The 24,188-nt window shown below is 42.6% G+C and carries 22 protein-coding genes; 7 read left to right on the forward strand and 15 right to left on the reverse strand.

Annotated features, from left to right (window positions below; all coding sequences use genetic code 11):
* Positions 1 to 55: 55 nt before the first annotated feature.
* From HMPREF9064_RS09960 to HMPREF9064_RS06565, 8 genes are all read right to left on the reverse strand, one after another.
* On the reverse strand, positions 56 to 202 hold the full coding sequence (locus tag HMPREF9064_RS09960) for a putative periplasmic lipoprotein (RefSeq protein ID WP_006717498.1): 147 nt from the start codon (positions 200 to 202) through the stop codon (positions 56 to 58).
* 184 nt (positions 203 to 386) lie between these two features.
* Positions 387 to 1,337 (reverse strand): ribose-phosphate pyrophosphokinase, encoded by a 951-nt coding sequence (locus HMPREF9064_RS06595; RefSeq protein ID WP_006717500.1) that lies wholly within the window; start codon positions 1,335 to 1,337, stop codon positions 387 to 389.
* A gap of 33 nt (positions 1,338 to 1,370) precedes the next feature.
* Positions 1,371 to 2,300, reverse strand: coding sequence for a 4-(cytidine 5'-diphospho)-2-C-methyl-D-erythritol kinase (gene ispE, locus HMPREF9064_RS06590; protein WP_032997796.1), 930 nt, complete (start codon positions 2,298 to 2,300; stop codon positions 1,371 to 1,373).
* Positions 2,297 to 2,923, reverse strand: coding sequence for a lipoprotein insertase outer membrane protein LolB (lolB, locus tag HMPREF9064_RS06585; RefSeq protein WP_006717504.1), 627 nt, complete (start codon positions 2,921 to 2,923; stop codon positions 2,297 to 2,299). The genes ispE and lolB overlap by 4 nt, the downstream gene beginning before the upstream one ends.
* Positions 2,924 to 2,997: 74 nt before the next feature.
* The gene (locus HMPREF9064_RS06580) at positions 2,998 to 4,266 is read right to left on the reverse strand and encodes a multifunctional CCA addition/repair protein (RefSeq protein WP_006717505.1); all 1,269 of its coding nucleotides are present in this window, start codon (positions 4,264 to 4,266) and stop codon (positions 2,998 to 3,000) included.
* Complete coding sequence (locus HMPREF9064_RS06575) at positions 4,266 to 4,877, reverse strand: TIGR04211 family SH3 domain-containing protein (RefSeq protein WP_006717508.1); 612 nt, start codon at positions 4,875 to 4,877, stop codon at positions 4,266 to 4,268. Before HMPREF9064_RS06575 ends, HMPREF9064_RS06580 begins: the two co-directional genes overlap by 1 nt.
* Before the next feature lie 76 nt (positions 4,878 to 4,953).
* On the reverse strand, positions 4,954 to 6,219 hold the full coding sequence (locus HMPREF9064_RS06570) for an inorganic phosphate transporter (protein WP_006717510.1): 1,266 nt from the start codon (positions 6,217 to 6,219) through the stop codon (positions 4,954 to 4,956).
* Positions 6,220 to 6,244: 25 nt separating this feature from the next.
* The gene (locus tag HMPREF9064_RS06565; RefSeq protein WP_006717512.1) at positions 6,245 to 6,925 is read right to left on the reverse strand and encodes a TIGR00153 family protein; all 681 of its coding nucleotides are present in this window, start codon (positions 6,923 to 6,925) and stop codon (positions 6,245 to 6,247) included.
* Positions 6,926 to 7,083: 158 nt separating this feature from the next.
* Between HMPREF9064_RS06565 and HMPREF9064_RS06560 the strand changes: the two genes are divergently transcribed.
* Together HMPREF9064_RS06560 and radA are read left to right on the forward strand one after the other, a co-directional pair.
* Entirely contained in the window at positions 7,084 to 8,157 is a 1,074-nt protein-coding gene (locus HMPREF9064_RS06560) for a CYTH domain-containing protein (RefSeq protein ID WP_032997798.1), read from the forward strand.
* Between the two features lie 4 nt (positions 8,158 to 8,161).
* A complete protein-coding gene (radA, locus tag HMPREF9064_RS06555) occupies positions 8,162 to 9,535 on the forward strand; it encodes a DNA repair protein RadA (RefSeq protein ID WP_006717515.1) in 1,374 nt (457 codons plus the stop codon).
* 94 nt (positions 9,536 to 9,629) lie between these two features.
* On the opposite strand, the gene cspE is transcribed toward radA, so the two are convergent.
* Positions 9,630 to 9,839 (reverse strand): transcription antiterminator/RNA stability regulator CspE, encoded by a 210-nt coding sequence (gene cspE, locus HMPREF9064_RS06550; protein ID WP_006717517.1) that lies wholly within the window; start codon positions 9,837 to 9,839, stop codon positions 9,630 to 9,632.
* A 373-nt stretch (positions 9,840 to 10,212) separates the two neighbouring features.
* On the opposite strand from cspE, the gene lrp reads away from it, so the two are divergent.
* The 4 genes from lrp to HMPREF9064_RS06530 all read left to right on the forward strand — a co-directional run bounded on the left by lrp (position 10,213) and on the right by HMPREF9064_RS06530 (position 15,467).
* Positions 10,213 to 10,692, forward strand: coding sequence for a leucine-responsive transcriptional regulator Lrp (gene lrp / locus HMPREF9064_RS06545; RefSeq protein WP_006717519.1), 480 nt, complete (start codon positions 10,213 to 10,215; stop codon positions 10,690 to 10,692).
* A gap of 17 nt (positions 10,693 to 10,709) precedes the next feature.
* Positions 10,710 to 13,388, forward strand: coding sequence for a DNA translocase FtsK (locus tag HMPREF9064_RS06540; protein ID WP_006717521.1), 2,679 nt, complete (start codon positions 10,710 to 10,712; stop codon positions 13,386 to 13,388).
* A gap of 108 nt (positions 13,389 to 13,496) precedes the next feature.
* Positions 13,497 to 14,114 carry an outer membrane lipoprotein chaperone LolA gene (gene lolA / locus HMPREF9064_RS06535; RefSeq protein ID WP_032997800.1) on the forward strand — a complete coding sequence of 206 codons (618 nt, stop codon included), beginning with the start codon at positions 13,497 to 13,499 and terminating at the stop codon, positions 14,112 to 14,114.
* Between the two features lie 12 nt (positions 14,115 to 14,126).
* The gene (locus tag HMPREF9064_RS06530; protein WP_006717524.1) at positions 14,127 to 15,467 is read left to right on the forward strand and encodes a replication-associated recombination protein A; all 1,341 of its coding nucleotides are present in this window, start codon (positions 14,127 to 14,129) and stop codon (positions 15,465 to 15,467) included.
* A 129-nt stretch (positions 15,468 to 15,596) separates the two neighbouring features.
* Here the strand turns inward: HMPREF9064_RS06530 and HMPREF9064_RS06525 are convergent, their stop codons facing one another.
* Entirely contained in the window at positions 15,597 to 17,264 is a 1,668-nt protein-coding gene (locus HMPREF9064_RS06525; protein ID WP_032997801.1) for an anaerobic C4-dicarboxylate transporter, read from the reverse strand.
* Positions 17,265 to 17,572: 308 nt separating this feature from the next.
* Here HMPREF9064_RS06525 and serS point away from each other — a divergent pair, with 308 nt between their 5' ends.
* On the forward strand, positions 17,573 to 18,889 hold the full coding sequence (serS, locus tag HMPREF9064_RS06520) for a serine--tRNA ligase (protein WP_006717527.1): 1,317 nt from the start codon (positions 17,573 to 17,575) through the stop codon (positions 18,887 to 18,889).
* Positions 18,890 to 18,971: 82 nt separating this feature from the next.
* Here serS and cdd read toward each other — a convergent pair whose 3' ends face one another.
* The 5 genes from cdd to potA all read right to left on the reverse strand — a co-directional run bounded on the left by cdd (position 18,972) and on the right by potA (position 23,944).
* Positions 18,972 to 19,868 carry a cytidine deaminase gene (gene cdd, locus HMPREF9064_RS06515; RefSeq protein ID WP_006717528.1) on the reverse strand — a complete coding sequence of 299 codons (897 nt, stop codon included), beginning with the start codon at positions 19,866 to 19,868 and terminating at the stop codon, positions 18,972 to 18,974.
* Between the two features lie 112 nt (positions 19,869 to 19,980).
* Entirely contained in the window at positions 19,981 to 21,078 is a 1,098-nt protein-coding gene (locus HMPREF9064_RS06510; protein ID WP_032998100.1) for an extracellular solute-binding protein, read from the reverse strand.
* 130 nt (positions 21,079 to 21,208) lie between these two features.
* Positions 21,209 to 21,982, reverse strand: a complete 774-nt coding sequence (gene potC / locus HMPREF9064_RS06505; protein ID WP_006717530.1) for a spermidine/putrescine ABC transporter permease PotC — start codon at positions 21,980 to 21,982, stop codon at positions 21,209 to 21,211.
* Positions 21,982 to 22,842: a spermidine/putrescine ABC transporter permease PotB gene (gene potB, locus HMPREF9064_RS06500; protein WP_006717531.1), complete on the reverse strand. Its 861-nt coding sequence runs from the start codon at positions 22,840 to 22,842 to the stop codon at positions 21,982 to 21,984. Before potB ends, potC begins: the two co-directional genes overlap by 1 nt.
* Positions 22,826 to 23,944 (reverse strand): spermidine/putrescine ABC transporter ATP-binding protein PotA, encoded by a 1,119-nt coding sequence (gene potA / locus HMPREF9064_RS06495; protein ID WP_006717532.1) that lies wholly within the window; start codon positions 23,942 to 23,944, stop codon positions 22,826 to 22,828. The genes potB and potA overlap by 17 nt, the downstream gene beginning before the upstream one ends.
* Between the last annotated feature and the right edge of the window lie 244 nt (positions 23,945 to 24,188).

A 24,188-nucleotide genomic window follows, 5' to 3' on the forward strand; every position in this document is an offset into this window, starting at 1 on the left:
GAAAAAATAGGTAAATTTTCTACCGCACTTTGAGATTTGAGATAGGGTTTGGGGATTAATTATTAATACCCAGTGTTTTAGTATTTTTATCGAATTTTAAACCGGAGTGAGAACCTTCGGAGCCATTAAAATAAATATCTTTTGGCTGAGAACAGGCGGTGATGGTTAAAATTGCCGTAAAGACTAAAATAAGTTTTTTCATGCGATACCTCTATGTGTCAAAAATATGGTTGTAATTATAGCATAGGGAAGGCAGATTTAAGGTGGCGAAACAAGGAAACCAATAATTAAAAGTGGGAATATTGATTTGATATAAAAAAACAAAAGGCTTAGTTTTCTAAGCCTTTTGTCATTTAAAGTGCGGTTGATTTTATATGTATTTTCGCTTATTCATCAAACATTGCAGAGATGGATTCTTCGTTGCTGATACGGCGAATCGCTTCTGCAAGCATTTTGGATAATGTTAATGAGCGAACTTTACCTAATGCGATAATTTCGTCCGTCAACGGAATGGTGTCTGTTACGACAACTTCATCTAACGCATCGCTGGCAAGGTTTTTCGCGGCAGAACCTGAGAATACCGCATGTGTAGCGTAAGCGAAGACGCGTTTAGCACCACGTTCTTTTAAGGCTTCAGCCGCTTTGCATAAGGTGCCGCCGGTGTCGATCATGTCATCAACTAAGATACAATCACGATCTGCTACATCACCAATGATGTGCATTACTTGAGAAACGTTAGCACGTGGACGGCGTTTGTCGATAATCGCCATGTCGGTGTCATTTAATAATTTAGCCACAGCACGGGCACGTACGACACCACCGATATCCGGAGACACAACGATTGGATTCACTAAGTCGGTTTTTTTCAAAATGTCATCGATTAACACCGGGGAACCGAATACGTTATCTACCGGCACATCAAAGAAACCTTGGATTTGTTCTGCGTGTAAATCGCAGGTTAACACACGGTCAACGCCAACGCCGGATAAGAAGTCTGCCACGACTTTTGCTGTAATCGGTACACGAGCAGAACGAACACGGCGGTCTTGGCGGGCGTAACCGAAATAAGGGATTACGGCAGTAATACGACCGGCAGAAGCGCGACGTAATGCATCAACCATAACCAATAATTCCATTAAGTTGTCATTTGTTGGTGCGCAGGTTGATTGAATGATAAATACATCGCTACCGCGAACATTTTCATTGATTTGCACTTGTACTTCACCATCGCTGAAACGACCAACGGTTGCATCGCTTAATTTCGTTTTTAAGCATATTGAAATGCGTTTGGCGAGTTCCGGTGTAGCGTTACCGGCGAAGAGTTTAATATCTGGCATTGTAAGTTTGACCTCAGGTGTTAGATGATAAAATTAGGGGGTTAACGGAGAAACCGGGTTTTCACTTTTAAGCTGTTTCAACATCGTGCGTAACGGTGAAACGTTTAATCCTTTGGCGACAAATCCAAAATACGCTTTTGGCATGTCGTCGAGCACGGATCGCGCGGATCTTTCATCGTCAAATTCCGCAAAAACACAAGCGCCGGTTCCTGTTAATCTTGCTGGAGCATATTCTACCAACCAGTTCAGTATTTCTTCAACCTCTGAATAGTGATCTCGTACAACTTTTTCGCAATCGTTTACATATTCTTCGGACAATAATTGTTGTAGTGATTTTTTCGGGGTATTTCGCGGCAAATCGGGTGAGGAAAAAACCACGGCGGTAGAAATAGACACATTTGGCTTGATCACGAGATACCACTTCTCCGGTGGTTCGCAATAGGTGATTTTTTCGCCTACGCCTTCGGCAAATGCGGCTTTGCCATGCACGAAAATGGGAACATCTGCACCTAAGCTTAAACCAAGAGCGGCAAGTTGCTCGGTGTCTAAATGGGTTTGCCATAAATGATTTAAGGCAACGAGAGCCGTTGCCGCGTTAGAGGAGCCGCCACCCACGCCCCCACCGATAGGCAGAATTTTATCTAATTGCAAGTCTGCGCCGAGTGAGCAACCGGTTTTTTGTTGTAATAAATGTGCCGCACGATAAATCAAATTATCTTCAGGTGCCAAATCAGCGATTGGCGAAATTAAATTGATTTTGCCGTCATTTCTTACCTTAATCGATAGCCAATCGCCAAAATCCACAAATTGAAACAGCGTTTGTAATTCGTGATAACCATCCGGGCGTTTTCCGTTGATATACAAGAACAGATTTAATTTCGCCGGGCAAGGGAAACGCAGGCCGGCTTCATTATTTAAGCTTTCTGGCACTAAAAGTGCGGTGGAAAATTGGTATGTTTTCATTTTAAGTTCCATTCATCCACACGAATCTTCAGGGTTTGCCCTTCGGTTTTCAGCAAGATATTTTCCGGCATTGGTGGCTGTCGATTGAGGTGATAGGACAAATAATCTGCCGTCCATGTTTTGCCGTCAACGAGATGAGTAAAAGAACCGAGGAAATGATTTTCCGCCACTAAATAGTCGCTGTTATCTTTCGGTTGGCCTTTTAGCCAAAAGACAAATTCATCCAATGGGAAATCCATGCCGATAATTTCTCTGAGTAACATTTTTGCATCGGCTGCAGAACGTTGACGACCTTTATTGTCGGAAATCGTCATGCCTTGTGGGTGCATTTGAATTTGCAGGGTTTCGCTGCTGAGCGTGGAATAAAGTTTCAACGTGTAATTTTGTTGATTTTGGTATTGCCAGTCAAAACGGGTAGAGAAACGTTCTTTCGTGCTGATATAGCCCAGTTGGCCTAAAGCTTGGTAACTTTTGATTTGTTGTAACTGTTTTAAATGCTGTTGCCATGTGGGATCTGTTTTTTCGATGTATTTTACATCGGTAGGGCGTTGCTGATCGACGGTACAGCCGCACAATAACAGTCCGGCGAAGAGAATCCAAAGAGAAAATTTAATGGTTTTCATACATGACCTGTTTGATAAAAAATAACGCTGATTTTACGGCTCGATTTTTATGGCGTAAAGCATTCAACGCCGGTTTAGGGTTTAAAGTGCGGTAGGATTTCTTGGCGTTTTTGTTTGACGGCAAAAATACGTCCGCGATTAAGTTGATCACGAATGGCTTTGTTTTCAAAACCGGCAGCAATAATAGATTGAATATCTACTTTTAATGCGGCTTGATACAAGGCGATGGCAAATTCCTGTTGAGGGTATTGAATGTGTTCAAATCCTTTACGGCCTCGTGTATCGGCAAAACAAACAAGAAGAAACTCCATAAAACGCAATGGCTTACGCCATACATCAAAAGTATTAAACAGTTTTACAATGGTTTCCGGGCGTAGCTCAAACACTTTGTGAACATGTGAATGATATTCGCAGGTGAGTTCTGCCAGTTGTTGATAATATGTTGGTACTTTTAAACGTTTACACAGGCTTTTTGTCGGTACAACGCCTAATTTTTCGTGGCCGTGGTGATGGGGCCAGTTTTGTTTTGGGGTACAGGCTTTGCCTAAATCATGACAAATGGCGGCAAAACGGACCGCACTTTTATGGCAATCGACCTGTTCTGAAAGCAGAGTTGCTTGTTGTAATACCATCATCGTATGCACGAAGCTGTCGATTTCCGGATGATATTTTGCCGGATTTGGCACGCCATAAAGGGCATCCAATTCGGGAAAGAGCACTTTGAGTGCACCAACTTGACGTAAGGTTTCAAAGTAAATTTCAGGATTTTTTTCATTTAAGGCTTTTTCAGTTTCAGCCCAAACGCGCTCGGCTGTCAGATGTTGCAGCTCGCCTTGCGCACTAAGTGCGGTCATTAATTGTAGAGTTTCATCAGCGATGTTGAAGCCTAAGTAATGATAGCGAGCAGCAAAACGGGCGACCCGCAAAACGCGTAAAGGATCTTCCGAAAATGCGGGGGAAACATGGCGCAAAACACGTTTTTCTAGATCTTCCACGCCATGATATGGATCGTATAAATTGCCGGCTAAATCTTGCGCAATAGCGTTAATGGTAAGATCGCGACGAACTAAATCTTGTTCTAACGTGATGTCAGCAGAAAAATCGCAAATAAAGCCGGTATAACCGTTGCCCGCTTTGCGTTCAGTACGCGCCAAAGCATACTCTTCTTTGTTTTGTGGATGGAGAAAAACCGGGAAATCTTTACCGACTTGTTGATAGCCTTGATTCAGCAAATCTTGTGGCGTGGCGCCCACAATCACCCAATCCCGATCTTTGACGGGAAGGTTGAGGAGCTGATCGCGAACTGCGCCTCCGACTAAATAGACGTGAAATTTTTCCGCCATTATGACCAACTATCGCGACGACGGCGTTTAGGCATAATAAACGGTAATACTAAGCCGAGAACCAATCCCACGCCCAGTACCGAACCGCCGTAGATAAACCATTGAATGGCAATTTCGCGTTTGCCGGCATCTAACATGGCTTCTAAATCACGATTTTTATTTTTGGTCATTTCCAATTCCCGTTTTAGTTGGGAGTTTTGTTCCAATAATTCGCTGCTTTGTTGCTCCGCCTGTTTGGTACGACGTTGCATTTCTACGGTGCGTTTTTGCCAATCTCCGTCTAAACGATTGAGTTTTAGACTCAACTCTTGAATTTGATTTTTTAATCTCGGATTTTCATCTTTGCTACTGGCGTTAGTACTGAGTTCACTGCTTAAAATCCAGGCTTCACGGTTTTTACTGTCGCGAACCAGCGTGTAACGATCTTTTTTATCTAATACGGTAACGGCTTCGCCTGCTTGAATGGTGCCGGCAATTTTAAATTGTTCACCGGCGCCTTTGCGTAAAAACGTGGAGAGGTTTTCTGTGACGTATTTTGTTTCTCCTTGTGCGGCAGACATGCCAACGGTGAAGCAAAATAGTGCAAGCAGTGTAGATAAAGCTTTTTGCATAGGGAAATCCTTTATAAAAAAACGAAAAGTGCGGTGAAATTTTAATGTAAATATTGACCGCACTTTTCAGACAGGATTAATGGAAAATAGTTGTTAAGAGGTAATAAATAATAATAGCGAAGAACGCACCGGCCGGTAGCGTAACCACCCAAGAAACAACAATATTACGAATAACGTTTAAGTTAATGGCCGCGATACCGCGCGCAAAACCGATACCTAACACCGCACCAACAAGGGTTTGCGTAGTGGAAATCGGTAATCCGGTACCTGAGGCGATAACCACCGTGGTCGCGGTAGCAAACTGGGCTGCAAAACCACGGCTTGGTGTGAGATCCGTAATGCCGGTGCCGATGGTTGCCATCACTTTATAACCCATAACAATTAAACCAACAACAATCCCTGCGGCGCCTAAAGGTAGAATCCACCAAGCAAGGGGAACGTTGTTAACAATCTGACCGCCACTTTCAATAATGGCAACAACCGCAGAAAGTGGGCCAATCGCATTGGCTACATCGTTTGAACCATGGGCAAATGCCATGGCGCAAGCGGTCATCAACATCAGAATACTGAAGACTTTTTCTACGCCGCCGAAGGAGCCGCCTTCCAACATTTTGTATTTAAATTTGATGCTACGGAAATAAAAGTGGCTGTAAATAATGGAAATAATGCCGATAGCAAAAGAAATCAGTAAGTTCTCTGTGCTACTTAAATTCAATCCAACGTGTTTTAACCCTTTGTTTAAGGTCACGATACACAAAATAAAAATGGTGATGCCCATGTAGTAAGGGCCGTATTTTTGTGCATTTCTAAAAGGGCTTTCTGTATCGAAAATCAGTTTTTGTGTGCTGATAAAAATAGCGTAAGCGAGTAAACCGGCAAGTAAGGGGGTGATAAACCAGCTACCTACAATATTTTTAATGTTGCTCCAGTCAACAGAGTGCGGTCCTGCAGTCACGCAAGCGAAACCGATGATCGCACCGACGATAGAGTGAGTTGTGGATACCGGCCAGCCCATACGGGAGGCAATTAATAACCATGCGCCTGAAGCGAATAAAGCTGACATCATGCCAAAGACCAGAACTTCCGGCTCAGCAACAAATTGCATGGTGTCGATAATGCCGCTTTTGATGGTTTCGGTGACTTCGCCACCGGCAAGATAAGCACCTGCCGCTTCAAAAATCATTGCAATAATAATGGCTTGTTTTGCTGTGATTGTTCCTGAGCCAACGGATGTTCCCATTGCATTTGAAACATCGTTGGCTCCTACGCCAAAGGCCATAAAAAAGCCAAAAACGGCTGTAATGAAAATCAATAATGAGCCGTATTGATGAAGTAGTTCCATTGAAAAATACCTAAGTAAATGGAAATTATGAGCGAGCCAGCATTAATTCAATGCGTGAACCGACTCGTTGTGCTTGGTCAGCAAGCACGCCAACCCATTCAATAATTTTATATAAGAACATGACATCGATTGGGTTGTAACGACCTTCAACCTCATAAAGCATTTTTCTTAATTTGATTTGCATTTGATCGGTATCATCTTCAATGATATCTAACTCGTTAATCATTTGATTAACAAAGTTTAATTCACGACCTTTGAAACCGGTTTCTAATAATTGATCCATTTCTTCGATCACTTTATGGGCTTGTTCGGTAGCATCTAAGCTGCGTCTCACATAGCTCATAAATTCATCATGCATTTCCGGTGGAATGCCAAATTGACGTCCAACCATACGACCGGCGATGTCCTTTGCGTAATTCGCTAATTTGTCTTGTTGTGTGACCAATTCTAATAAATCGGTACGTTCAATTGGCATGAATAAACCGCGTGGTAATTTCAAACGGATCTCACGTTTTAATGCATCGGCTTGACGCTCATGTGCGGAAATATCTAAACGGAATTGTTCAGCAGCATTCCAGTCTTCACGGAAGATTGCTTCAAAGAAAGGAACCAATAATTCACAGCATTCAGTGACTTTATTGGAGTGTTTTTGTAACGGCTTTAAAGGGGAGTGGGCAAATAATCCAAGGATATTATTCATTGCCATGAAGATGACTCCTAATTAAGGTTAATAATTCACGCGCATATTACCTGATGTAAATGAAAAATTCACGATTTTAATCGAAAAAATCAGGCTTTTATTGGATAATAAAACCCGTGAATTTAGAGTAAATACAAAACTTTATGATCTTAAAGGATTTTATCATGGCAAACGAAATCGAATTAAAATTAGCGGTCGGTGATATTCATGAGGAACAGCTCAATACCCTGCTACATCATTTTCACATTATTGAGCAGCAAAAAGCCTTTTTAGCCAATACCTATTACGACACTGCCGATAACTATTTCACTCAACAGAAAATGGGCTTGCGTGTGCGTCAGCAAGATGACCATTACACCTTGACCTTAAAAACCGATGGTAAAGTATCCGGTGGGTTGCATGTTCGCCCGGAATATAACGTGGAATTACCGACATCAGAACCTAATTTAGCGGCGTTAATCCGTCAGCACGGGCTTGTATTAGAAAATGTTGATGAGCCCTTACAGCCGATTTTTAGCACCGACTTTGAACGCCAAAAATGGCTGGTTCAATATACGCCCGATTGTCAAATTGAAGTGGCATTCGATCAGGGAAATGTTATAGCAGGTGACAAACAACAGCCTATTCGTGAAATTGAGTTTGAAGTGAAGTCTGGTGAATTGGGGCCATTTTTTGCCTTTGTCGCTGATTTTTTAACCCATTATGCAGACAAGGTACATTTTTATTCTCTCAGCAAAGCAAAACGTGGATATCAGTTAGCTCAAGGAAAAACCACGAAGTCCAGTGAGTGGATTGAGCAGTGGCGGGGCTTTTTGTATTCGGAAAAACGGATGCCAAAAACAACGGAAAAATTGACCGCACTTTTAGCTTATGAGCAGTCTTTAGTCGAAGAAACATTGGCTTTAGGGGCTCATTTTTTTGCATCAGATTTTATTAAAACTGTAGAACGGGTAGGGGCTTTTTTCAATTTATATCATTATTACGAAGATAATAAATCTTTGTTAGAAGCAGCGTTGAATGAACAGCTGGCAGCGAATCAACATTATGCACAGGAAAATGTGTTGAACGATTTAACCGAAGCGAACGCGGATGTTTTGGCGAAACTGCATGACGTCATTCGTTTGCACAGTGAGACGAAAGATAATGCGCTGGCGATGAATAAATTGCTCGACCTTATTCAAACGCCGCAATATGCACAACGCATGCTTCACCTGATTACGTTAACGATCGGCGGATAACCCTATGGCGAAAACAAAAACGGCTTATGTTTGTAACGATTGCGGCGCGGAATATTCCCGTTGGCAAGGGCAGTGTGGTGCCTGTAAAGCTTGGAATACCATTACCGAAGTGCGGTTGGTTTCTACGCCGAATAATAAAGCGGATCGATTTAGTGGCTATGCCGGTGAGACTCGCGCCAAAATTCAAACGTTAAGTGAAATTAGCCTACAAGAAACCCCGCGTTTTAGCAGTGGTTTTTATGAACTGGATCGCGTGCTGGGCGGCGGGGTCGTGCCGGGCAGTGCGATTTTAATCGGGGGACATCCGGGCGCGGGGAAAAGTACGTTATTGTTACAGGTGATGTGTTATTTGTCGCAAAAAATGACCGCACTTTATGTGACCGGTGAAGAATCTTTGCAACAAGTCGCCATGCGTGCCAAACGCCTCGGGTTGCCGCCGGAAAAACTGAATATGCTGTCGGAAACTTCCGTCGAGCAGATTTGTAATTTGGCGGATCAATTAAAACCGCAAATTATCGTCATTGACTCTATTCAGGTGATGCATTTGGCGGATATTCAATCGTCACCGGGCAGTGTGGCACAGGTGCGTGAATGTGCTTCTTTTTTAACGCGTTATGCAAAAACTCGACAAGTGGCAATCATCATGGTGGGGCATGTCACCAAAGATGGTACCCTTGCCGGGCCGAAGGTGTTAGAGCATGCCATTGACTGTTCCTTATTATTGGAAGGCGAAACAGATTCCCGCTACCGTACCCTGCGTAGCCACAAAAACCGCTTTGGTGCCGTGAATGAGTTAGGCGTATTTGCCATGACAGAACAAGGTTTGCGTGAAGTGAAAAACCCATCGGCGATTTTTTTAAGTCGCGGTGATGAACAAACGCCCGGTAGCTCAGTGATGGTGCTATGGGAAGGTACGCGCCCGTTGCTGGTGGAAATTCAAGCGCTAGTGGATCATTCTATGCTCGCTAATCCACGCCGTGTCGCTGTGGGGTTAGAACAAAACCGTCTTGCTTTATTACTGGCTGTGTTGCATCGCCACGGGGGATTGCAAATGGCGGATCAAGATGTGTTTGTGAATGTCGTTGGCGGCGTCAAAGTGACCGAAACCAGTGCTGATTTGGCTTTGCTTCTGGCGCTGATTTCCAGCTTCCGCAATCGTCCGTTACCGCAAGATCTTGTGGTGTTTGGCGAGGTGGGATTAGCCGGTGAAATTCGTCCTGTACCAAGTGGGCAGGAACGTATTAGTGAGGCAGCAAAACACGGTTTTAAACGTGCGATTGTCCCGTTCGGGAATAAGCCAAAACATGCGGTGGAAAACATGCAAGTGTTTACAGTGAAGAAATTAGTTGATGCGCTGGGAATCTTAGATTCGCTTTAAAAAAGCACCGCACTTTTGAAAATGCGACTGAATGAAAAACGATAGATAAAAAATAGCCCTTTTGAGAAGGGCTATTTTTATGTAGAAATGTTTCTTAAATCACTTCAACGTCAACTGCTGTCGGACCGCGTTGGGAATCTTGTACGTTAAAAGCAACACGGTCGCCCTCGTTTAAAGTACGGAAATTATTGCCCACGATGCCGGAGAAGTGTACGAAAACATCTTTAGAACCATCTTCAGGTGCGATAAAACCGAAACCTTTTGTTGAATTGAACCATTTTACGGTGCCGTTTAATTTAGACATGTTGTCTTCCTTATTTGAAATAATGAAATTGTGTGCTCATGTTCAGCACGAATTGCTAGCGATTTAACTTAAATAGAGATGGATAAATTGAATCTTCAAAGCACAAATTCAAAACTTGAATGAGGAAGAACCGAAATAACTAACTTACTGAAGTGATTGTCTAGCGGGTGCTCATTAGAACACGCAAAGGGAATGAAAACAATCTCTTTTTACTTAGATCTGCATTGTTCTTTGATTGAATGCAAAATAGAGTTAAACAAATTAAATTTTGTATTAAATGAATATTGGAGAGCTTTCTACTTTCTTACTGCAATATTGGGTCAAATAAGCTAGAATTAATCACTATTTTCTCTCATTCATACGAACGTCACACATGGAAAAGAAATTAACAAAAGCTTTAGATGCCATTGATATAAAAATACTCAATGAATTACAACGCAACGGCAAAATTTCCAACATTGATTTGTCAAAAAAAGTGGGATTGTCCCCAACGCCTTGTTTAGAACGTGTAAAACGTTTGGAGAAACAAGGGGTGATTATGGGATATCGCGCCTTACTGAATCCGGAATTATTAGATTCGCCATTGTTAGTGATCGTAGAAATTACTTTAGTGCGCGGTAAACCCGATGTCTTTGAAGAATTTAATTTGGCAGTACAACAGTTGGATGAAATTCAAGAATGCCATTTAGTTTCCGGTGATTTCGATTATTTATTGAAAACCCGAGTGGCGGATATGGCAGCGTACCGTAAATTGCTGGGGACCACTTTACTACGGTTGCCCGGCGTAAATGACACCCGCACTTATGTGGTAATGGAAGAAGTCAAACAAACCAATTTTTTACAGTTGAAATAGAGATAAAGTCGTAACGCATGATTAAACGTATTACCGAACATTTTTCCCCGAAATATTATTTATTAAATTTGTTGCTAGGTATGACCGCACTTTTCGGGTTTTATCTGATCATTGCTTGGTCGGGATACACACCGTTGGATAATTCTTGGGCGACCTCCAGTTTTGCACCGGATACTATCAACAAAGCCGGCGCATTCGGTGCATGGTTTGTAGATTTATTTTTTGTACTTTTCGGTTACGTGGGGAATGTTATTCCGTTCATGTTGTGTTTTATTCCCGCGTATTTAATTCGTACTAAACGAGTGACTTCGCTGACATGGACGAAATTTAGTTTGCGGACATTCGGTTTTATTTTATTGCTTTGCGGGTTAACGGTCATTTGCACATTGTCTTTTAACAACACGGCAAATTATTTATCCGGTGGCGTGTTAGGCGGCTGGCTCACTTTAACGTTCTATGAAGCGGCCGGAAAATTTGGGTTGCTTGTCTTCGCGGGCATTTTTGCCCTCGCTGGCTTTATTTTGTGTTCCGGTGCTTCGTTTATTCGCCTGTTGCTTCGTTTCTATCAATGGTTAACCATGCAAACGCCACTAGCGGAAGAAACGCAACCGCAAGCAGAAGAAAATGCTCCTGCTGAAGCGAAAGAAGAAATTATTTTGGTTTCTCAAGAAAGCCTAATGACGCAGGCAAAAGGCTTGGCTGAAGAAAATTCAGCAGAAACAAATACGGAATCAAATCATCAGCTTCATATCACCGGACTCTCTGAAGAAACGACATCAGTGTCTTCCGACAATATGACTATTGCTGTGGAAAAAGAGGGTGATACTTCTGACACGTTCATTCCTTATGACTTTGAGCAGCAAGAGGTATTACCGAATGTGACCATTGCTACACCTGCCCAAGACGCTCTACCACTGACACAAGTACCTGTTGAGCCAAAGACTGAGATCCAAAGTGCGGTGGATTTTTCCCATGATTTTTCAGAACGGGAAATAATGCCAACGGTGTCTTTAGCATCGCCACATGCGAATGCGCATGAAGAGACGTCACAACTGACTCAAATTCATCATGAAACAACCGTGGTTACTCCGTCAGTGAGTGACACAGAAGAAGTCGAAGCAGGCGTACCTCACATTACACCACAATATAAACCTTATGGTGATTCTCTTGTTCATCCGGCATTTCAGCAGCATAAAGCTAACGTAGAAAAACCGACCACACCATTGCCGAGCTTGGATTTATTGGAGCGTCACCAAAGCAAAGCTCAAAATATTACTCAAGAAGAAATTGTGGAAACCTCGCAACGTATTGAACAACAGTTACGCAATTTCAATGTGAAAGCCAAAGTAAAAGATGTGTTGGTTGGGCCTGTGGTAACCCGTTATGAATTGGAGTTAGACCCAGGCGTAAAAGCCGCCAAAGTCACCAGTTTGGATACAGACTTGGCACGCGCGTTGATGTTCCGCTCAATTCGTGTGGCGGAAGTCATCCCAGGTAAACCTTATATCGGCATTGAAACGCCGAATGATCATCGTCAAATGGTACCGCTTCGCGATGTGCTGGATAGCGATGAATTCCGTAATGCCAAAGCGTTGCTTTCCATGGCGTTAGGTAAAGATATTAGTGGTAAACCAATGATTGTGGATCTCGCAAAAATGCCTCACTTATTGGTGGCGGGAACCACCGGTTCCGGAAAATCTGTTGGCGTGAATACGATGATTTTAAGCTTGCTTTATCGCGTGAAACCGGAAGAGGTCAAGTTCATCATGATTGACCCGAAAGTTGTCGAACTTTCTATTTATAACGACATTCCACATTTGTTGACGGAAGTGGTGACCGACATGAAAAAAGCCGCCAATGCGTTGCGTTGGTGCGTGGATGAAATGGAGCGTCGTTATCAATTATTGTCTGCTTTACGAGTGCGTAACATTGAAGGGTTTAATGAAAAAATCGATGAATATGATGCGTTGAAAATGCCGATTCCAAATCCATTATGGCGTCCGGGCGATTCTATGGATCAGCTTCCGCCTCCGTTAGAGAAGCTGAGTTATATTGTAGTCGTTGTGGATGAATTTGCCGATTTAATGATGGTTGCCGGCAAACAGGTGGAAGAACTGATTGCGCGTTTGGCGCAAAAAGCCCGTGCAGTGGGGATTCACTTGATTTTGGCAACGCAACGTCCTTCTGTGGATGTCATTACCGGTTTAATCAAAGCCAATGTGCCGAGCCGTATTGCTTTTACTGTGGCAACGAAAATTGACTCACGTACGATTCTCGATGCAGGTGGTGCGGAATCTTTGTTGGGCAAGGGCGATATGTTGTATTCACCGCAAGGTTCTACCGAATTAATCCGTATTCACGGTGCCTTTATGACTGATGATGAAGTTAGCCGTGTCGCAGACGATTGGAGAGCGCGTGGCAAACCGAATTATATTGAAGGCATTTTAGACGGCAATGAAGACGAAGATGCCTTAGAACGCTTAGGTGATAATTCGGGTGAGACCGATGAGTTGTTTGATGAAGTGGTCGAGTTTGTTGTCAGCACGGGCACAACCTCCATTTCTGCGATTCAACGTCGTTTCCGTGTGGGCTTTAACCGTGCAGCGAATATTATGGATCAACTGGAAGAACAGGGAATTGTCTCGCCATTGCAAAATGGCAAGCGTGAGATTTTGGCGCGCGGGGCGGATTATTAGAATTAATCTCTCCTTTTGAGGTCAAAGGGTTACTTTATTTTTGGCTGTTTATCGGTGCATAAACTGAAGCGGCTAAAGGTAATCGGTTTAAACAAGGAATTGAATAACATGAAAAAAACGTTTCAAAAACTCACCGCACTTTCTCTTTTGGCAATGGCGACCCTTGCTTGGGCAAATGCTGATATTGAGTTACAGAATCGCTTAAATAAAGTGGATACGTTAAGTGCCGATTTTGCACAAACGGTGAGTTCGGCAAATGGTAAAAATGTGCAACAAGGCAACGGAAAGTTACAAATTAAGCGTCCGAATTTATTTCGCATGGATACCAAATCACCACAAGAAACCCAAATTATTGCCGATGGACAAACCCTTTGGTTCTATGATCCCTTTGTGGAACAAGTGACGGCCAATTGGGTAAAAGAGGCGGTAAATAATACGCCGTTCGTGTTGCTCACCAGCAATGACAAAAGCCATTGGGCGCAATATTCGGTAGAACAAAAAGATGACACTTTCGTGTTAAAACCGAAAGCTAAAAACAGCAATATCAAGCAATTTGATATTCGTATCGATCAAAACGGCGTATTAAAAGGTTTTAGTACCATTGAAAAAGATGGGCAGTCTAATCAATATATTTTGCGCAATATTACTAACCAACATTTAGATGGCGGTTTGTTTAAATTTAGCATACCCAAAGGCGTAGAATTGGACGACCAACGTAAAAAATAAGCGAATTGAACCATGTCTAACTTTAGCTTTGATTTCAACGAAAATGACTTTCGCCCTTTAGCGGCCAGAATGCGCCCAACCACCTTGGCGCAATATTGTGGCCAGTCTCATTTGTTGGGCGAAGGTAAACCGTTGCGTAAAGCGATTGAGGCAGGCTATGTTCATTCCATGATTTTCTGGGGGCCACCCGGCACCGGCAAAACTACGTTGGCGGAAATTATCGCGCAACGCATTCAAGCGGAAGTCGAGCGTATTTCTGCTGTCACCAGCGGCATTAAAGAAATTCGTGAAGCCATTGAAAAAGCGAAACAAAATAAATTGGCGGGTCTGCGTACCATTTTGTTTGTGGACGAAGTGCATCGTTTCAATAAAAGCCAGCAAGATGCGTTCCTGCCTCATATTGAAGATGGCACCATTATTTTTATCGGTGCCACCACCGAAAATCCCTCCTTTGAATTAAATAACGCGCTGCTTTCCCGCGCACGGGTTTATATTCTCAAACCGCTTTCCACGCAGGAAATTGAGCGTGTGTTGCAACAAGCCATTGATGATCCGGAAAACGGCTTGGGCAAAGTGCGGTTAGATTTGCAGGCGAATTTGTTGTCGCTTTTGGCGGAATATGTCAATGGCGATGCACGCCTTGCGTTGAATTGCCTCGAAATGATGGTGGACATGGCCGCCGAATCGAAAAACGGTAAAATTTTAGACCGCACTTTACTCACGGAAGTCTTAGGTGAACGCCAAGCGCGCTTCGACAAACAAGGCGACCGATTCTACGATTTCATTTCTGCGCTACATAAATCCATTCGCGGATCCGCACCGGATGCGGCACTCTATTGGTATGCCCGCATTATCACTGCCGGCGGTGATCCGCTTTATATAGCGCGCCGTTTATTAGCAATTGCCTCGGAAGATGTGGGCAATGCTGACCCGCGGGCAATGCAAGTCGCCCTTGCCGCCTGGGATTGCTTTACCCGTGTAGGTGCCGCCGAAGGTGAACGCGCCATTGCACAAGCTATCGTGTATTTAGCCGTTGCACCGAAAAGCAATGCGGTTTACCTTGCTTTTAAAGCAGCGAAAAAATTGGCGACGGAATCAGCTGATTTTGATGTGCCGGAACACCTCCGCAATGCGCCAACCAATCTCATGAAAGACCTCGGTTTCGGTTCTGAATATCGCTATGCCCACGACGAACCCAATGCCTACGCTGCCGGTGAAAATTACTTCCCGCCAGAACTTAAAGACGCACAATTTTATTTTCCGACTACAAGAGGGATGGAAATTAAGATGAAAGAGAAATTGGACTGGTTAAAAGGATTGGATCAGGAAAGCCAGAAGAAACGTTATAAGTAGGGTTTCTATTGGCATTCGAACCAGATAAAAGTGCGGTTGATTCTAGAATTGTTTTTTGATTTAAACACACATAAAAAAGGCTACTTCCAACGAAGTAGCCTTTTTATTTGGGATTAAATCTAATCTAAATTACAAGTATCCAAACAGGGTTGTGAAAATATAACCGAAGATACAGGAAGTAATTACACCAATTAAGCCCGGTAAAATAAAGCTGTGATTGATGACAAATTTACCGATGTGGGTGGTACCGGAGCGGTCAAATTGAATTGCTGCCAAGTCGCTTGGGTAGGTTGGTAAAATGTAGTAACCGTAACAAGCCGCTGCGAAGGCAAGAATAATCGCCGGGTCAACACCGATACCTAATGCAAGTGGTACGAATGCCACCAATGCAGCAGCTTGGGAGTTAACGAATTTAGAGATTAATAGTAGCATCACAGCATAAGTCCAAGGGTGCGCTTTTACGACGTCCCCTAATGCTGCTTTCATCATCGGTGTATGGACGGTAAACATGGTTTCTGCCATCCAAGAAATCCCGAATACTGCCACTAATGCAATCATACCGGAGCGGAAGATTTCATTTTTACTGATTTTGCCGGCATCGGTTTTTGTAAAGATGATGATTAATGAACCGGCCAATAGCATGAAGATTTGGATAACGTGGACCATGCCTAAAGTGACTTTTTTCTTCGCCGTGTCTTTTAAACCGATTGTTGCGTTTTCAATGGTTTCTGTTTTATCGCCAGCAGTAATGACAACATTGTTATCTTGTAAAGCAACAGTTTGGGTTAATGTACCTTTGTTGTCGTAAATCTCAACGCTGTCATAAGCGGTTTTTGCTTTGGCTTTGTTGTCTTTAACATCAAGCGCGACTTTACCGTCTTTGGCTACGGCAAGAATTTTACCGTCTTTTACGTTAAAGCTTTTGACTGCTTTATCACCTGAAAGCACTTCAACTACTTGCGCTGGTGCACTTTTCTCAAAAGATGGACGCAATTCTTTGAAATAACCTAATAAGGCAACCACTAAAATGGCACCGAAGAAAATCCACATCGCGTTCCAGCTAGATTGTGGTAATTTTTTATCGAGTAGGGAAGCACTGTCGCCATACACATATTTTTTGAATTCAGGATCTTTTAATTTTTCTTGGAATTCTTGGTCTTTATCTAAATCTTTACCGCGGAACCAGCTGAAGATACCGATAGCTAAAACACCACAAAGGGTGGATGGCACAGTGATTTTTAATAAGTCTAAGTAACCGTCAAAACCGGCTAAATGGTTTTGTGCATTCACTAAGAAAGCCGTTAAGGTGACTACTGCAACGGAAACCGGGGAAGCGATGATACCCATTTGTGAGGCGATAGAACTGGCTGCCATTGGGCGTTCCGGACGAATATCGTTTTTAATCGCGATATCGTAAATAATCGGTAACATGGTATAAACCACGTGTCCGGTACCGCAAAGAATAGTCAGGGTGCAGGTAACGAACGGAGCGAGAATACTGACGTATTTCGGGTTTTTACGCAGTAATTTTTCTGCGATTTGCAACATAACATCCAAACCGCCACTGGCTTGTAACGTTGCAGATGTTACCACCACCGCAAGGATGGTTAACATCACATCGATTGCCGGTTTACCCGGTTCAATGCCGAAGCCGAACACCAAGACAATAAGACCGATACCGCCTAATAAACCGAGAGCGATACCGCCTTTTTTGGCGCCGTAGAATAAACAGATTAAGACGATCGCAAGTTGAATAGCAAATTGCGAACCTTCACTTAAGTTCATTAGAAATTCCATAGATACTCCAGAAAATAATTTCATTTGGTGATGAGAAAATCAGCGCTAGTCTAACATTAAGGCTACTTATTAAGTAGTAGAATTAGGAAAATTGTTGCGTTACATCAAAATTTTATTGGCGTACTTTTAAACTCATAGGGAGTATCCGATGACCTCTTTTTGAGTAGAAAATAAAGTAGTACGAAAAAACACGGCGATTTCTGACCGCACTTTACTCCATGTTTTTGCTAGTTTATTGGTTGAATACGATATAGAATAAACGCAATTTTTAACACGGTATTAATAAACAGAAGAAGAAAGGTAAAAGTATGATCGATCCGAATTTACTTCGTAATAATTTGGCAGAAGTTGCAGAAAAATTAAAAATTAAACGTGGTTTCACGCTTGATGTGGCAAATATCACGCAATTAGAAGAACAACGCAAAGCCTTACAGGTAAAAACCGAAACGTTACAAGCAGAACGTAATGCCCGTTCTAAAGCAATCGGTGCGGCAAAAGCCCGTGGAGAAGACATTGCGCCGTTGTTGGCAGAAGTAGACCACATGGCAGCAGAATTAGAGCAAGGTAAAGTTGAGTTAGAAAAAGTACAAAATGCCTTAAATGACATTGCCTTGAACATCCCAAATATTCCAGTAGATGAAGTGCCTTTGGGGAAAGATGACAGTGAAAATTTGGAAGTATCCCGTTGGGGTGAACCACGCAAATTTGATTTTGAGGTAAAAGATCATGTTGCGTTAGGCGAAAATTTACAAGGCTTAGATTTTGCTTCTGCGGTGAAATTAACCGGTTCCCGCTTTGTGGTGATGAAAGGCCAAATTGCCAAATTACATCGTGCTCTCGCGCAATTTATGTTGGATTTACACACGGAACAACATGGCTACACGGAAGCTTATGTGCCTTATTTAGTGAACCATGATACGCTTTATGGCACAGGTCAATTACCTAAATTCAGTGAAGATTTATTCCACACGAAACCGCTAGAAGGGCAAGATCCAAATGAAGTGCAACGCACTTATGCATTGATTCCGACAGCAGAAGTGCCGGTTACTAACTTGGTACGTGGTGACATTTTAGAGGCGGAAAATTTACCGTTAAAAATGACCGCACATACGCCATGTTTCCGTTCTGAAGCAGGTTCTTACGGTCGTGATACACGCGGTTTAATTCGTATGCACCAATTTGATAAAGTGGAATTGGTACAAATCGTAGAGCCGGAAAGATCTATGGAAGCGTTGGAAGAGCTTACCGGTCACGCGGAAAAAGTCTTGCAATTACTTGGCTTGCCATATCGTAAAGTGTTGCTTTGCACCGGTGATATGGGCTTTGGTTCTTGCAAAACTTACGACTTAGAAGTTTGGGTACCGGCGCAAAATACGTACCGTGAAATTTCTTCTTGCTCTAATATGTGGGATTTCCAAGCGCGTCGTATGCAAGCACGCTGTCGTTCAAAAGGCGACAAGAAAACCCGTTTGGTGCACACCCTTAATGGTTCCGGTTTAGCCGTGGGGCGTACCTTAGTGGCAGTTTTGGAAAACTATCAAAATGCTGACGGTTCGATTACCGTACCGGAGGTTTTACGTCCTTACATGGGCGGATTAGAGGTGATTGGTAAATCTGCAAACTAAATCAGTTAAAAAATAAATATGGGTGCGGTTATACGCACCCATATTTTTTCTCTTAAAAACGCACTGAAAATTCACCGCACTTTTATACCTCAAAATATTCTAATTTCACCTCACATACGCTGGCGAGTAAGGCTTCTGCCATTGCTTTGTAGTTTAAGGTATGCGATTTTTCTACCATCACAGCACGGGTAATATTTTCCACAGCTTCACCACTCAATATCAGATAATTCAGCGCCACTTGCATAGCCGGTAGGCTAGGGTTAAATGCCGCATTTTCAGCATAACTGCCGTGATAAATGTGTTGATCTTGCGTTTGTAATGCAATGCCATGGAAGGCGTTTGAATAAGGCGCATGCGCTTGGTTAGCCATCGCAAGGGCTTGTGAAATCACCGGGTCGTTGCTGTTTAAGGATAATTGATTGTCATGTTGATCCAGCAAATGTAGCTGAATGTTTAAGTTTTTTGGCCCGAATGCATCAGGTAAATATTGGTGCAACGGATTATTCTGGCTATGCGGTAAATGAATTTGTAATTTTTCTGCGCTATTTAATTCATTCATAAACTGACGACAATGACCACATGGCGTGTAGTTGACGCTAATATCGGTGATTTGTTTTTCTCCACGCATCCAAGCATGAGTAATCGCACTTTGTTCGGCGTGGATGGTTTGTTGGATATCCGTTTGGCAAAACTCCTGATTCGCACCGAAATAAAAATTACCTCTCCCCCCTGTGGCGATCGCGCCGACATTAAAATGTGAGATGGGCGTGGTGGCATAAAAAGCGGCAATAGGGAGCAGTTGAAGGGAGAGTTGTTGAGGAGTGATTTGATGTTTGTTGCACAAGTGCTGTACGGCAAAGTGCGGTAGAAATCCCACAAATTTTTGCTCTTGTAAAATAAGCCAAATATCCTGAGCTAACAGTTCATTATCAATTTGGGACAACGCGTGGTGAATTTTGTCTGAAATTGGTGTTGTCATAATCCTCTCCTTTTTCGTTTTTAATGTCCTTATCTTAGCACCGGATAAAAAAAGTGCGGTTGAAAATTAATATAAATTTCGACCGCACTTTTGTGATGGCTATGAGAACAAATTATTTCGCTGCTTTCAGCTCTTGATAATATTGTTCGTAGTATTGAATCGCATCACCCACATCATCTTGCCAGTGGCTATTTTTTAATACTTCAGCCGTTGGATAGATTGCCGGATCTTCAGTGATTTCTTTTGGTAACACTTTTTTCGCTTCAAGGTTAGCGGTTGGGTAACCAATAGCCAGTGTCAATTTTTCTGCCGCTTTCGCACCTAACATATAGTTGATAAGTTTATGTGCGCCTTCCGGGTTTTTAGATGTTGATGTAATGGCAAGGTTATCCACCCAAAGCACCGGGCCTTCTTTTGGGAATACCATGTTTAGAGGCGCTTGTTCTTTTTTCGCGATGCGCACGGAACCATTCCATAATTGGCCCACTTCTACTTCACCGGAAATAAAAGAGTTCGCCGGGTTATCAGAGTTGAAAGAAAGTACGTTTGGACGTAATTTCAACAATTCTTCGTAAGCCTGTTTGATAATTGCCGGATCTTGTGTATTAGGATCTTGACCAATTTTCAATAAGGCAATGTTGAATACTTCACGGGCATCATCTAATAATTGTACTTTATTCGCAAATTCCGGTTTCCATAAATCGCCCCAAGAGGTGAAATCGGTGCCTTTGTAAATATTGGTATTAAAGGCAATTCCCGGTGCACCTAATAATTGCGGAAGGGAATATTTATTGCCTTTGTCATAAGGTTTGTCGAGCCAATCAGGATCTAATTCTTTAATAACAGGTAATTGGCTGTGATCAAGTTCTTTTAGCATCCCTTCGCGTGCCATTTTAGACACGAAGTAGTTAGACGGTGCAATTACATCATAACCACCGGATGCGCCTTGCGTTTTTAATTTCGCATACATTGTCTCGTTTGATTCAAGACTTGACACAATCACTTTAATACCGGTTTCTTTGGTGAAATCATCTAAAAGACCATCCGGTATATATTCAGTCCATGTATAAAGATACACGGTATCATTTGCAGGCGCTTCAGCTTTAGGGGCTTCCGGCGCGGTTTGCGCTTGTTTGTTGTCTTTCTCGTTACAACCTGTCAGGGCAACAGCGATCATACTTGCGGTGAATAAACCGGCAAATTTTTTCATTTTTGTTTGTTCTCCGTAAAAGAGGTGAAAAAAAACCACCTGCATAAAATGCAGGTATAAAAAAACGCCTTGATTGTGCGTCAAGGCGTATTGTATGTGATATTAAATTATTTGTGAAACATTATTACCGCTAGATGTCTTTGTGTTTTCTGCCGATAAATTGGCTGGCAACTACGAGTAATAATGAAAGCACGATCATGATGGTTGCAAGCGCGTTTACTTCCGGTGTCACACCAGTTTTCACCAAGGAGAAAATACGCAATGGCAGGATTTCATAGCTTACACCGCTCACGAAAGAAGACACCACAACATCATCGAGCGAGATGGTAAAGCTTAATAACCAACCGGATACTACAGCAGGTAATGCAAGCGGCAGGATGATTTTGCGTAAAATCGTCACTTCACTGGCACCCAAATCTTTCGCAGCTTCTAACATTCTTGCATCGAAACCGTTTAATCGAGAGAAAATGGTGACGGTGACATACGGCAAACAGAAGGTGACGTGGGCGAGTAATAGCGACCAGAAACCTAAAGAAATACCAACTACCATGAATAAGGCAAGCAAAGATACCGCCATGACGATATCCGGCGACATCATCACGATAAACAACATACCACTCACAGCTTGTTTGCCACGGAAACGGTAGCGATAAAGGGCGATAGCAGTTAAACCACCGATAATTGTCGCTAAGGTTGCGGAAAAGAAGGCAATCGTCACAGAGTGTACTGCCGCTTGAATAAGCGTGTCATTATTGAAAAGACGCTCATACCAGTTCCAGCTAAAGCCTTTCCAACTTAAACCATAACGGTCTTCGTTGAAGGAGTTAGTCACTAAAATAATAATCGGGATATACAAATAAGCGTATACCACAAACATAAAGATATTACGTAGTAAACGGCTCATTATTCTAACTCCACTTTCTTATTCAATAGTTTATTTGCACGGTAGTACACGAAAATCAACAATGCCATGAGAATGGTCAATCCGATACTGATGGCAGAACCGAACGGCCAGTTGCGGGAAATTAAGAATTCACTCTTAATCACGTTACCCACAAGCAACACTTTCGCACCGCCAAGTAAGTCGGCTACATAGAACATGCCCATTGCCGGCAATAATACCAATAAGCAACCGGCAATAATGCCCGGCATGGTTAACGGTAGAATCACACGGAAGAAACGTTGGAACGCATTCGCACCTAAGTCTTTTGCCGCTTCTAATAAACGTCCGTCTAATTTTTCAATCGCGGAGTAGAGTGGCAAAATCATAAACGGTAGAAGCAAATAGACTAAACCGATGATCACCGCCACTTCTGTGTTTAGAATACGAATCGGTTCACTCAAAATGCCCATGTCCATCAACATGGTATTCAACACACCTTTCACACCGAGGAACACTTTCATGCCGTAAATACGAATCAGCGAGTTTGTCCAGAATGGTAACACCACAAGGAACAATAAGAGCGGTCGATATTTCGGGTGAATTTTGCTGACCATAAAGGCGAACGGATAGCCAATGAGTAAGCAAACAATGGTGGCAATGCCCGACATATACAATGAGTTCCACACCACCTGCGCATAAAGCGGATTAAACAGGTTGATGTAGTTATCAACGTTAAATGGCAAGGCATAAAAGTTGCTACCATCTCGGGTTAAAAAACTTACGACTAATACCAATAAGTTTGGGATCAGCACGAAGAAGATTAGCCAGCTGAAGATAATCGCAACAGTAATTTTTTGGAATTTATTATTGATTATCTTCATCGTTGAGTACAACCTCCCAACCTTCGTGCCATGTAATGCCTACGCGTTGACCGACACTGTGATCCATATGTGGGTCATCTTCATTAAAGAATTCGCTGACCAATACGCGTTTACCGTTATGTTCGAATTCCACGGTAGATTCCAATGTCATGCCTTTATAAGTGCGGTCGATAATATGACCGATAATGGCTTTGGATTGTTCGTGTTCATCTAATTCTTCAATCACGATATCTTCCGGGCGAAGCAAGACTTGAAGTTGCTGATCTTTTTCGACCGGAATATCGGTATAAATATCGCAAATGCGACCTTCCACATTAGCAAGGACCACGTTGTCTGATTTGCGTTCAATGACAGTCGCATCAAAAACGTTAATTTCGCCGATGAAACGCGCCACAAACAAGTTTGCCGGATCTTCATAAATCTCACGTGGAGAGCCGTCTTGTGCAATTTTACCTTTACGCAATAAGACAATACGATCAGACATCGTAATCGCTTCTTCTTGGTCGTGCGTAACGAAAATAAAGGTAATGCCTAATTGGCGTTGTAATTGTTTTAACTCGTATTGCATTTTTTTACGCAATTTGTAGTCCAACGCAGAAAGAGATTCGTCAAGCAATAAGACTTTAGGTTTATTGACGACCGCACGAGCAATCGCAATACGCTGTTGTTGTCCGCCTGAAAGTTGGGTTGGTTTACGTTCCGCCATTTCTTCCAACTGTACCATACGCAATGCCTCTAACACACGAGGTTTGATCTCGCTTTCCGGCACTTTTTGCATACGCAAACCGAAAGCTACGTTTTCAAAAATCGTCATGTGCGGGAACAAAGCATAGCTTTGGAATACGGTGTTGATGTGACGTTTTTCTGCCGGCACATTGGTAATGTCTTCACCGTCCAAAATAATGTTGCCTGAATCTAATTCTTCCAATCCGGCCAATAAACGCAATACGGTAGTTTTACCACAACCGGATGGGCCAAGAATGGTGACAAATTCACCATTATTAATGGTTAAATTAAAATCGTTAATAATGGTATTGGAACCGTAGGATTTTTTGATTGAACGAAGCTCAATAATTGGCTTGTTTTGAACCGAGTTTTCCACTTTCTTTGGTTTTCTCCCTAATGTACCGAAATTTTTCGGTAAAAATTAGAAACAAATGCCCACAAAAATGTAGGCGGCGACTGTAAAATAAGCGCTAATGATATAGTGAACGGGAGATAATGAAAAGGAATTAATCAGGTTTTTTCATAAAAACTAAAATAGTTGTGATATATCAAGGATTTTGGCCCTATTTATCGCTAGACTTAGCGCAGTTTTTTATTGTTTTTTCGGAAAGTCAAATTAG

The sequence above is a fragment of the Aggregatibacter segnis ATCC 33393 genome, from assembly GCF_000185305.1.
Lineage (GTDB): Bacteria > Pseudomonadota > Gammaproteobacteria > Enterobacterales > Pasteurellaceae > Aggregatibacter > Aggregatibacter segnis.